The sequence below is a fragment of the Pseudomonas sp. Pseusp97 genome (genome assembly GCF_047304025.1).
Classification (GTDB): Bacteria; Pseudomonadota; Gammaproteobacteria; order Pseudomonadales; family Pseudomonadaceae; genus Pseudomonas.
The window spans coordinates 1-10,631 of record NZ_JBGLYK010000197.1 but is presented as its reverse complement, the minus strand read 5'-3'; the positions used below and the strand labels follow the sequence as shown (position 1 = coordinate 10,631).

The 10,631-nt window shown below is 67.1% G+C and carries 8 protein-coding genes; 7 read left to right on the top strand and 1 reads right to left on the bottom strand.

Annotated features, from left to right (window positions below; genetic code table 11):
* The 7 genes from ACCC94_RS23630 to ACCC94_RS23600 all read left to right on the top strand — a co-directional run.
* The coding region (locus tag ACCC94_RS23630; protein WP_413352029.1) for a biotin/lipoyl-containing protein at window positions 1-893 on the top strand (893 nt) is incomplete at its 5' end.
* A gap of 192 nt (window positions 894-1,085) precedes the next feature.
* Complete coding sequence (locus ACCC94_RS23625) at window positions 1,086-1,988, top strand: hydroxymethylglutaryl-CoA lyase (protein WP_413352028.1); 903 nt, start codon at window positions 1,086-1,088, stop codon at window positions 1,986-1,988.
* 396 nt (window positions 1,989-2,384) lie between these two features.
* Window positions 2,385-3,809, top strand: a complete 1,425-nt coding sequence (locus ACCC94_RS23620) for a sigma-54 interaction domain-containing protein (protein ID WP_413352027.1) — start codon at window positions 2,385-2,387, stop codon at window positions 3,807-3,809.
* A 322-nt stretch (window positions 3,810-4,131) separates the two neighbouring features.
* A complete protein-coding gene (locus tag ACCC94_RS23615) occupies window positions 4,132-5,397 on the top strand; it encodes an OprD family porin (RefSeq protein ID WP_413352026.1) in 1,266 nt (421 codons plus the stop codon).
* Between the two features lie 85 nt (window positions 5,398-5,482).
* Window positions 5,483-6,874, top strand: a complete 1,392-nt coding sequence (locus ACCC94_RS23610) for a GntP family permease (protein ID WP_413352024.1) — start codon at window positions 5,483-5,485, stop codon at window positions 6,872-6,874.
* 58 nt (window positions 6,875-6,932) lie between these two features.
* Window positions 6,933-7,703 carry a 3-hydroxybutyrate dehydrogenase gene (locus ACCC94_RS23605; RefSeq protein ID WP_413352022.1) on the top strand — a complete coding sequence of 257 codons (771 nt, stop codon included), beginning with the start codon at window positions 6,933-6,935 and terminating at the stop codon, window positions 7,701-7,703.
* Window positions 7,704-7,804: 101 nt separating this feature from the next.
* Window positions 7,805-9,760 carry an acetoacetate--CoA ligase gene (locus tag ACCC94_RS23600; RefSeq protein WP_413352021.1) on the top strand — a complete coding sequence of 652 codons (1,956 nt, stop codon included), beginning with the start codon at window positions 7,805-7,807 and terminating at the stop codon, window positions 9,758-9,760.
* A 363-nt stretch (window positions 9,761-10,123) separates the two neighbouring features.
* Here the strand turns inward: ACCC94_RS23600 and pcaC are convergent, their stop codons facing one another.
* A complete protein-coding gene (pcaC, locus tag ACCC94_RS23595) occupies window positions 10,124-10,522 on the bottom strand; it encodes a 4-carboxymuconolactone decarboxylase (RefSeq protein WP_413352020.1) in 399 nt (132 codons plus the stop codon).
* Window positions 10,523-10,631: the final 109 nt, after the last annotated feature.

Here is a 10,631-nt window from a genome sequence, read left to right as displayed (position 1 = left end):
ACCTCGCGCTGTACCGCGAACCCGCCGCCGGCCCCGGCCGCCGGGTCGACAGCGGCATCCGCGAGGGCGACGACATCTCGCCGTTCTACGACCCGATGCTGGCCAAGCTGATCGCCTGGGGCGAAAACCGCGAGGAAGCTCGCCAGCGTCTGCTGTCGATGCTCGGCGAAACCGCCGTTGGCGGCTTCAAGACCAACCTGGCCTTCCTGCGCCGCGTGCTGGCCCACCCGGCCTTCGCCGAGGGCGAGCTGGACACCGGCTTCATCGGTCGCTACCAGGATGCCCTGCTGCCCACGCCGAGCGCCCTGCCCGAGCGCTTCTGGCAACTCGCCGCCGAAGCCTGGGTGCAGAGCGAAGCCGCCCGCGTGCGTGGCGACGACGCCCATTCGCCCTGGTCCGCCCAGAGCGGTTGGCGCAGTGGCCTGCCCGGCGAAACCGATCTGCACCTGCTGGCCAAGGGCGAATCGCAGGTGGTGCGCCTGCGTCATGCCGACGGGCAGCGTATCGCTCACCTCGATGGCCAATGGCTTGATGTGAAGGACGGCGATATCCGCCGCCGTCACCAGGTGATCCGCCGGGGCGACAGCCTCTATCTGGAGTGGAACGGCGAGCTGATCGGCGTGCAGCGCTTCGACCCGATTGCCGAAGCCGAAGCCGCTCACTCCCACCAGGGCGGCCTGGGTGCACCGATGAACGGCAGCATCGTGCGCATCCTGGTCGAACCCGGCCAGAGCGTCGAAGCCGGCGCCGCGCTGGTGGTGCTCGAAGCCATGAAGATGGAACACAGCATTCGCGCGCCGCACGCCGGCGTGGTGAAATCGCTGTATTGCAGCGAAGGCGAACTGGTGTCGGAAGGTACGGCGCTGGTGGAGCTGGAGGAGGCGTCGGCCTGACGCCGGCTCTTGTAGGGCGCACAACGCGCCCTACATGACTTCCGCCTGATACCGATGCCGCTTTTTTGTAGGAGCGAGCTTGCTCGCGAACCGCATCACTCCGGTCATACAGGGGTGCCATGCGTTCGCGAGCAAGCTCGCTCCTACGAAGAGCCAAAGCCGCTCTTCGCGAGAACCCAACGAGGACACTCCATGACCCTGCCCCAATCCGTCCGCCTGGTCGAAGTCGGCCCGCGCGACGGCCTCCAGAACGAGAAACAGCCCATCGCCGTCGCCGACAAGGTTCGCCTGGTGGACGACCTCACCGCCGCCGGCCTGAGCTACATCGAAGTCGGCAGCTTCGTCTCGCCCAAGTGGGTGCCGCAGATGGCCGGCTCGGCCGAAGTCTTCGCCGGCATCCAGCAGAAGGCCGGCGTCACCTATGCCGCCTTGGCGCCGAACCTGAAGGGCTTCGAAGCCGCGCTGGAATCGCAGGTCAAGGAAGTCGCGGTATTCGCCGCCGCCTCCGAGGCCTTCTCGCAGAAGAACATCAACTGCTCGATCAAGGAGAGCCTTGAGCGCTTCGTTCCGGTGATGGAAGCGGCGCGCCAGCACGGCGTACGCGTGCGCGGCTACGTCTCCTGCGTGCTCGGCTGCCCCTATCAGGGCGAGGTGGACGCGGCGCAGGTCGCCGCCGTCGCCGCGGAACTGCACGCCATGGGCTGCTATGAAGTCTCCCTGGGCGATACCATCGGCGTCGGCACTGCCCGCGCCACCCGCCGCATGTTCGAAGTGGTCGGCCAGCGCGTGCCGCGCGCGCAGCTCGCCGGACACTTCCACGACACCTACGGCCAGGCCACGGCGAACATCTACGCAAGCCTGCTGGAAGGCATCGCGGTGTTCGACAGCTCGGTCGCGGGCCTGGGCGGCTGCCCCTACGCCAAGGGCGCCACCGGCAACGTCGCCACCGAGGACGTGCTCTACCTGCTCAACGGCCTGGGCATCCATACCGGCGTCGATCTCGACAAGCTGATCGACGCGGGCCAGCGCATCTGCGCCGTCCTCGACAAACCCAACGGCTCGCGCGTGGCGAAGGCGCAGCTGTCCAAGCGCTGAGCCAGCTTCTCGTAGGAGCGGACCCTGTCCGCGATGGCCCGCATCGCGCTGGAGATCATCGCGGACGGAGTCCGCTCCTACCCGGCATCAAAGCCCCTGTAGGAGCGAGCTTGCTCGCGAACGCCTTGCACCCTGGGCATCCGGCGTGAAGCAGATCGTAGGGCGCATAAAGCGGAACGCTTTATCCGCCGCCAAGCCATCGGCGGATAACGCCTTTGGCGTTATGCGCCCTACCCGGCTGACAGCGGACTCGACCTGTAGGAGCGAGCTTGCTCGCGAACGCTTTGCACCCTGAGCATCCGGTGTGAAACAGGTTCGCGAGCAAGCTCGCTCCTACAAAGAGCAACCACATCCCGGTACAGTGCGCCCTCTGCCCTCCTCGCGCACGGCCCGCCCATGACCGACACCGACAGCCTCAAGGACTACCCCAGCGTCCGCCAACTGGCGATCCGCTCGCTGTTCGAGATCTTCGAGCAGTTCAGCGAAGGCACGGTGATAGTCGACCGCGAGGCGCGTATCGTCTGGATCAACCAGCGCTATGCCCAGCGCTTCGGCCTGGACAGCGCCGAGCAGGCCATCGGCCGCCCGGTGGAACAGGTGATCCCCGGCAGCCTGATGCGCGAGGTGGTCAGCAGCGGCCGGCCAATGCTGCTGGACATCCTCGACATGGCCAAGGACCCGCTGGTGGTCATGCGCGTGCCGATCCGCGACGATGCCGGCGAGGTGATCGGCGGCATCGGCTTCGCCCTGTTCGACGAACTGCGCGCGCTCTCGCCGCTGCTCACCCGCTACCAGCGCATGCAGGCCGAACTGGCCTCGACACGCTCGCTGCTGCAGGCGCGCCAGGCCAAGTACAGCTTCGGGCATTTCATCGGCACCAGCCCGGCCAGCCTGGAAGTGAAGCGCCGTGCGCGCCGCGGCGCCGCCAGCGAGGCGCCGATCCTGCTGCTGGGCGAGACCGGCACCGGCAAAGAGCTGCTCGCCCATGCAATCCATGCTTCCTCGCCGCGCGCGGACAAACCCTTCGTCAGCATCAACGCCGCCGCCATTCCCGAAACCCTGCTGGAAGCCGAATTCTTCGGCACCGCGCCGGGCGCCTTCACCGGCGCCGACCGCAAGGGCCGCGCCGGCAAGCTGCAGATCGCCCAGGGCGGCACGCTGTTCCTAGACGAGATCGGCGACATGCCGCTGACCCTGCAGAGCAAGCTGCTGCGCGTGCTGCAGGAAAAGGAATTCGAGCCGGTGGGCTCCAACGAAGTGCTGCGCAGCGACATCCGCCTGATCGCCGCCACCTCCATCGACCTCGACGACGCCGTGCGCGAGGGGCGCTTCCGCGCCGACCTGTTCTACCGCATCAACGTCCTGCCCATCGAGATTCCGCCGCTGCGCGAACGCCTGGAAGACCTCCCTGCGCTGTGCGAAGCCATCCTCGACGGCCTGCGCGACGACCGCCAGACGCTCTACGAGCTGGATGCCGGCGGCCTTGCGCTGCTGGCCCGGCACGCCTGGCCGGGCAACGTGCGCGAGCTGCGCAACCTGCTGGAACGCACCGTGCTGCTGGGTGACCGCCCGCAGATCGACGCCGCCGCCCTGCGCTCGGCGCTGGGTGAGCTGCAACCGCTGCCGGCCGCCACGACAGCGCCGTCAGCCAGGCTGGCCGAAGGACAGGATTTCTACGCCGCGCGCGAGGCCTTCGAGCGCGAGCTGATCGCCAATACCCTGGCCGAGCATGGCGGCAACGTCGACGCGACCGCACAGCGCCTGGGCCTGGGGCGCTCGACGCTGTACAAGAAGATGGCGGCGCTGGGCCTGCAAGCCTGACCTCTCATTCCCAAAACAGAGACAAGTCTCAAAAAAGAGACAAACCGAATACCCCCAATTTCATCGAACCCCTGGTGAATCCCGCCGCAATTCCGTCTCCATTCGGAGACGAGCGCCGCCTCCCGATACTCCCAATTCTCAAAATAACACTTTAAAATCAAATAGTTACAATCCTGGCACGGTCCTCGCTATATCGCCTCTCGCGGCCACCAGCCGCACAGCCGACATAACAACAATCAGCGCTGCCCGAACGCGAACACACCCCAGCGGACACCACGGCCAGTCCCGCTTCGCACACGGCGCCGCGTCAGGAGATCACCCGATGAGCCGTTCCACGCTCAATCATGCCGCCGTTCTGACCGCCCTCGGTTCCACCCTCGTCCTTTCGCCCCAGGCCTTCGCCGAATTCCTCGCCGACAGCAAGGCCAGCGTCGAATTGCGCAACTTCTACTTCAACCGCGACTTCCGCCAGGACAACGCTGCGCAGTCCAAGCAGGAGGAATGGGCCCAGGGCTTCCTGCTGCGCTACGAATCCGGCTACACCGAAGGCACCATCGGCGTCGGTGTCGACGCCCTCGGCCTGCTCGGCGTGAAGCTGGATTCCAGCCCCGACCGCGCTGGCTCCGGCCTGCTGCCGCGCGACCGGGAGAAGGTCAACGGCGCCGCCGACGACTACAGCGAACTGGGCCTGACCGCCAAGCTGCGCGCCTCCAAAAGCACCCTGAAGATCGGCACCCTGCTGCCCAAGCTGCCCACCGTGCTGGCCAACGATTCGCGCCTGCTGCCACAGACCTTCGAAGGCGCGCACCTGAACTCTGCCGAGTTCGCCGGCCTGACCTTCGACGGCGGCCGCCTGCGCCAGGTGAGCCAGCGCGATTCCTCCAACCGCGAGGACATGACCGTCACCAGCGGTAGCGCGCGCGGCATCGTCGCCACCGACACCAGCGACCAGTTCGACTTCGCCGGCCTGAGCTACAAGTGGACGCCGCAACTGACCACCGGCTACAACTACGCCAAGCTCGACGGGCTCTACGACCAGCACATCGTCAACCTGGTGCACGTGCTGCCGATTGCCGCCGGCCAGTCCCTGAAAACCGACCTGCGCTACGCGCGCTCCGATGACGACGGCCACAGCAACGTCGACAACCGCGCCTTCGGTGCGATGCTCACCTACACCCTGGGCGGCCACGGCTTCGGCGCCGGCTATCAGAAAATGAGCGGCGACACCGGCTTTGCCTACATCGGCGGCACCGACGCCTTCCTGGTCAACTTCGTGCAGATCGGCGACTTCGCCAACCGCGACGAGAAGTCCTGGCAGGCCCGCTACGACTACGATTTCGCCGCCCTCGGGGTTCCCGGCCTGACCTTCATGACGCGCTACCTGTCCGGCGACAACATCGAGCTGGGCGCGGGCAAGCCCGAAGGCAAGGAATGGGAACGCGACACCGACATCGGCTACGTGGTGCAGAGCGGCCCGCTGAAGAACGTCGGCGTGAAGTGGCGCAATGCGACGGTGCGCTCCAGTCATTTCGGCAACGACCTGGACGAGGACCGCCTGATCCTCAGCTACGTGCTGCCGCTCTGGTAACCGCCTGAACTCTCAGTCGTAAAGCAGGCCCATTACAACAAGAACGACGCGCGGCCCTGGCCGCGCTGAAACTGGAGATACTTCGATGAGCGTGGTCATCGCCCTCGCGGCCCTCGCCCTGCTGATGCTCGCCGCCTACCGCGGCTACAGCGTGATCCTCTTCGCCCCCATCGCCGCGCTGCTGGCGGTGCTGCTGACCGACCCTTCCGCCGTCGCCCCGGCCTTCACCGGGGTGTTCATGGAGAAGATGGTCGGCTTCGTCAAACTCTACTTCCCGGTGTTCCTGCTCGGCGCGGTGTTCGGCAAGCTGATCGAGCTGTCGGGCTTCTCGCGCTCCATCGTCGCCGCCGCCATCCGCTTGTTCGGCACCAGCCAGGCGATGCTGGTGATCGTGCTGGTCTGCGCCCTGCTCACCTACGGCGGCGTGTCGCTGTTCGTGGTGGTGTTCGCGGTCTACCCCTTCGCCGCCGAGATGTTCCGCCAGAGCGACATTCCCAAGCGGCTGATCCCGGCGACCATCGCCCTGGGCGCGTTCAGCTTCACCATGGACGCCCTGCCCGGCACCCCGCAGATCCAGAACATCATCCCCACCGCCTTCTTCAACACCACCGGCTGGGCCGCGCCCTGGCTGGGACTGATCGGCAGCCTGTTCGTCTTCGCGGTCGGCATGCTGTTCCTCCGTCGCCAGGCCGGCAAGGCCCGCGCCGCCGGTGAAGGCTACGGCAGCGAGCTGCGCAACGAGCCGGAAACCGCCGACGACATCAGGCTGCCCAACCCGCTGCTGGCGCTCTCGCCGCTGGTGCTGGTGGGCGTCGCCAACCTGCTGTTCACCCACTGGATTCCCCAGGTCTACGGCAAGACCCACAGCCTGCAACTGGCCGGCATGGCCGCGCCGGTGGCCAGCGACGTGGCCAAGCTGACCGGCATCTGGGCGGTGCAGGCGGCGCTGCTGCTGGGTATCCTGCTGGTGCTGGTGACGAGCTTCGCGGTGATCCGCAGCAAGATCGCCGAAGGCAGCAAGACCGCCGTGTCCGGCGCGCTGCTGGCGGCCATGAACACCGCCTCGGAATACGGCTTCGGCGCGGTGATCGCCTCCCTGCCGGGCTTCCTGGTGCTGGCCGATGCACTGAAGAAGATTCCCGATCCGCTGGTCAACGAGGCCATCACCGTCACCACCCTGGCCGGCATCACCGGCTCGGCGTCGGGCGGCATGAGCATCGCCCTGGCGGCCATGTCCGAGCAGTTCATTGCCGCCGCCCACGCCGCCAACATCCCGCTGGAAGTGCTGCACCGGGTCGCCGCGATGGCCTCCGGCGGCATGGACACCCTGCCGCACAACGGCGCGGTCATCACCCTGCTCGCGGTCACCGGCCTGACCCACCGCGAAGCCTACAAGGACATCTTCGCCATCACCCTGATCAAGACCCTCGCGGTGTTCGTGGTGATCGGCACCTTCTACGCCACCGGCATCGTATAAACCGGTTGTCTTCAAGCGGTCGCCGCGCGGCGACCGCCCCGTTCCAGAGGAGATTTGCATGACTCTCAAAGGCAAGACCGCACTGGTCACCGGCTCTACCAGCGGCATCGGCCTGGGCATCGCCGCGCGTCTCGCGCAGGCAGGCGCCAACGTGGTGGTCAACGGTTTCGGCGACATCGACGCGGCGGTGCGCGAGCTGTCGGTGCATGGCACGCGCATCGGCCACCACGGCGCGGACATGGCGCAACCCGAGCAGATCGCCGACATGATCGCCTACGTCGAGCGCGAGTTCGGCGGCCTCGACATCCTGGTCAACAACGCCGGCATCCAGCACGTCGCGGCGCTGGAGGAGTTCCCCGTGGAGCGCTGGAACGCGATCATCGCCATCAACCTCTCCTCGGTGTTCCACACCACCCGCCTGGCGCTGCCGGGCATGCGCCAGCGCGGCTGGGGACGCATCCTCAACATCGCCTCGACCCACGGCCTGGTCGCCTCCGCCGGCAAGAGCGCCTATGTCGCCGCCAAGCACGGGGTGATCGGCCTGACCAAGACCACCGCCCTGGAAACCGCCACCAGCGCCATCACCTGCAACGCCATCTGCCCCGGCTGGGTACTGACGCCGCTGGTGCAGCAGCAGATCGACGCACGGGTGCAGGCCGGCGCCACTCCCGAGCAGGCGCGCCACGACCTGCTGGCGGAGAAGCAGCCGTCGCTCGACTTCGTCACCGCCGAACAGCTCGGCGAGCTGGCGCTATTCTTGTGTTCAGAAGCCGCCGCCCAGGTCCGCGGCGCCGCCTGGAACATGGATGGCGGCTGGGTCGCGCAGTGATAGACCAGCACCGCTGAAGCACTTCTGGCGAAGCTTCCTGTCAAGATGATGGGTACCGCCCGTCGGCGGTGCCCACCGATCCTTCGCTGGAGTCGTCGTCAATGAACCCACTGCTCTGGACACCCTCCCCCGAACGCATCGCCGCCACCCGGCTGGACGCCTTCCGGCGCAAGGCGGCGCAACAGCACGGAGTCGACCTGCCCGACTACGCCGCGCTGCACGCCTGGAGCATCGCCGAGCGCGAAGCCTTCTGGCTGGCCATCGTCGACACCTTCGGCGTGCAGTTCCATGAGGCGCCGAGCGCGGTGCTCGAAGAAGGCCCGGAAATGCCCGATGCGCGCTGGTTCCCCGGCGCCACCCTGAACTTCGCCGAACACCTGCTGCGCCGCCGCGACCACAAGCCGGCGCTGATCGCCATCAGCGAGGACGAACAGCGCGAGGTAATCAGCCATGCCGAGCTGGCCGCCCAGGTCGCCGGCCTGCAGCTCGCCCTGCGCGAAGCCGGGGTGGGTGTCGGCGACCGCGTTGCGGCCTTCATGCCCAACACCTGGCAAACGGTGGTCGGCATGCTCGCCACCACCAGCCTGGGCGCCACCTGGTCGAGCTGCTCGCCGGACTTCGGCACCCAGGGCGTGATCGACCGCTTCGGCCAGATCGAGCCCAAGGTGCTGATCGCCTGCGCCGGCTACCGCTACGCCGGCAAGGTGCTGGACCTCAGCGCCAAGCTCAACGAAATCCTCGCCCGGCTGCCGAGCCTGGAGCAGCTGGTGATCGTCCCCTACGCCAACAGCCACGCCCGCCGCAGCGACTTCCAGACCCCGGCGCGGGTCAGCCTCTGGCAGGACTTCTTCCACAGCGGCGGCGAGCCGGTGTTCACCCCGGTGCCCTTCGACCATCCGCTGTACATCCTCTACTCCTCCGGCACCACCGGCGTGCCCAAGTGCATCGTCCACGGCACCGGCGGCGTGCTGCTGCAGCACCTGAAGGAACATGGCCTGCACGTTGACCTGAGCAGCGACGACACGCTGTTCTACTACACCACCTGCGGCTGGATGATGTGGAACTGGCTGGTCTCCGGCCTCGCCGTCGGCGCCACGCTGGTGCTCTACGACGGCTCGCCCTTCCACCCCGGCCCCGAGCGTCTGATGGACCTGATCGACGCGGAGAACATCAGCGTGTTCGGCACCAGCGCCAAGTACATCGCCGCGCTGGAGAAGGCCAACGTGCGGCCGCGCCAGACGCACTCGCTGGAGCGCCTGAAGACGATCCTCTCCACCGGCTCGCCGCTCGCTCACGAGAGCTTCGACTACATCTACCGCGACGTGAAAGCCGACCTCTGCCTGTCGTCGATCTCCGGCGGCACCGACATCGTTTCCTGCTTCGCCATCGGTAACCCCACCGCCCCGGTGTGGCGCGGGGAGATGCAGTGCAAGGCGCTGGGCATGGCGGTAGAAGTCTGGGACGAGGCCGGCAGGCCGGTGCACGGCGAAAAGGGCGAGCTGGTCTGCGTCAGGCACTTCCCGTCGATCCCGGTGGGTTTCTGGAACGACGAGAGCAACGAGAAATTCCTCGACGCCTACTTTGCCACCTTCCCCGGCGTCTGGGCCCACGGTGACTATGCCGAGGAAACCGGGCACGGCGGCCTGGTGATCCACGGCCGCTCGGATGCCGTGCTGAACCCCGGCGGCGTGCGCATCGGCACCGCGGAAATCTACCGCCAGGTGGAGAAGATCGAGCAGGTGCTGGAATCCATCGCCATCGGCCAGGACTGGCAGGGCGACGTGCGCGTGGTGCTGTTCGTGCGCCTGCGCGACGGCGTGGAGCTGGACGAAGCGCTGCAGGAACGCATCCGCCAGACCATCCGCAACAACACCACCCCGCGCCACGTGCCGGCGAAGATCCTCGCGGTCACCGACATTCCGCGCACCATCAGCGGCAAGATCGTCGAACTGGCGGTGCGCAACGTGGTGCATGGCCAGCCGGTGAAGAACACCGACGCGCTGGCCAATCCCCAGGCGCTGGAGTTGTTCAGGGATCGGAAGGAGTTGGAAAGCTGAGGGTCGCTGGCATCGCCATGCCTATGCATGCCCTCTCCCCAGCCAGGAGGAGGGCTCTTGCTCTCGTAGGAGCGGAGCTTCTCCGCGACCTCTTCCCGGCCACACCTGCGTATAGACCCTGGTTCGCGAGCAAGGACTAGGCGTCCCCCTCGGTCCTACGAAGAGCGCGCCGCTGCAGACCTCCAGAACGCCGTCGTTATTGCTCGCGAACCCTGCCCGCAGCCTCGTAGGGCGCGTAACCTGGAACAGGTTATCCGCCGGCAATCCTCCGGCGGATAAGGCTGGCGCGTTATGCCCCCTACCAGAGCGCCCCTGCATCGGCCGATCAGACACCGCCCGGATGCGTGGTCCGGGCGGCGCTGATCAGGCGTCGCCCAGCGACTCGGTACCCAGCTCGTTCCACACCTCCTCGGCAAGGTGGAAAGTCGCATTGGCAGCGGGAATGCCGCAGTAGATCGCGCTCTGCAGCAGCACTTCCTTGATCTCCTCGCGGGTCACGCCATTGTTGCGCGCGGCGCGCAGGTGCAGCTTCAGCTCGCCCTCGCGGTTCATGCCGATCAGCATGGCGATGGTGATCAGGCTGCGGGTGTGGCGCGGCAGGCCGGGGCGGGTCCAGATGTCACCCCAGGCGTGGCGGGTGATCATTTCCTGGAACTCCTCGTTGAAGTCCGTGCGGTTCTGCAGGCTGCGGTCGACGTGGGCATCGCCCAGCACCGCACGGCGCACCTGCATGCCGGCTTCGTAACGTTCTTTTTCGTCCATCTCAAAACTCCGATCTGAGTCTGTAGGAGCGGGGGGGTGAGGGACAACCCGCCCGCCCCCAAGCGGCGGCGGGGGAGGAGGGGTTGGCGGAACAGGCCCGCCGCAAGAA

Excerpts from the sequence above, each read along its gene's own strand:
- ACCC94_RS23625 (WP_413352028.1), top strand. The coding sequence starts at position 1,086 with ATGACCCTGCCCCAATCCGTCCGCCTGGTCGAAGTCGGCCCGCGCGAC.
- ACCC94_RS23620 (WP_413352027.1), top strand. The coding sequence starts at position 2,385 with ATGACCGACACCGACAGCCTCAAGGACTACCCCAGCGTCCGCCAACTG.
- ACCC94_RS23615 (WP_413352026.1), top strand. The coding sequence starts at position 4,132 with ATGAGCCGTTCCACGCTCAATCATGCCGCCGTTCTGACCGCCCTCGGT.
- ACCC94_RS23610 (WP_413352024.1), top strand. The coding sequence starts at position 5,483 with ATGAGCGTGGTCATCGCCCTCGCGGCCCTCGCCCTGCTGATGCTCGCC.
- ACCC94_RS23605 (WP_413352022.1), top strand. The coding sequence starts at position 6,933 with ATGACTCTCAAAGGCAAGACCGCACTGGTCACCGGCTCTACCAGCGGC.
- ACCC94_RS23600 (WP_413352021.1), top strand. The coding sequence starts at position 7,805 with ATGAACCCACTGCTCTGGACACCCTCCCCCGAACGCATCGCCGCCACC.
- pcaC (WP_413352020.1), bottom strand. The coding sequence starts at position 10,522 with ATGGACGAAAAAGAACGTTACGAAGCCGGCATGCAGGTGCGCCGTGCG.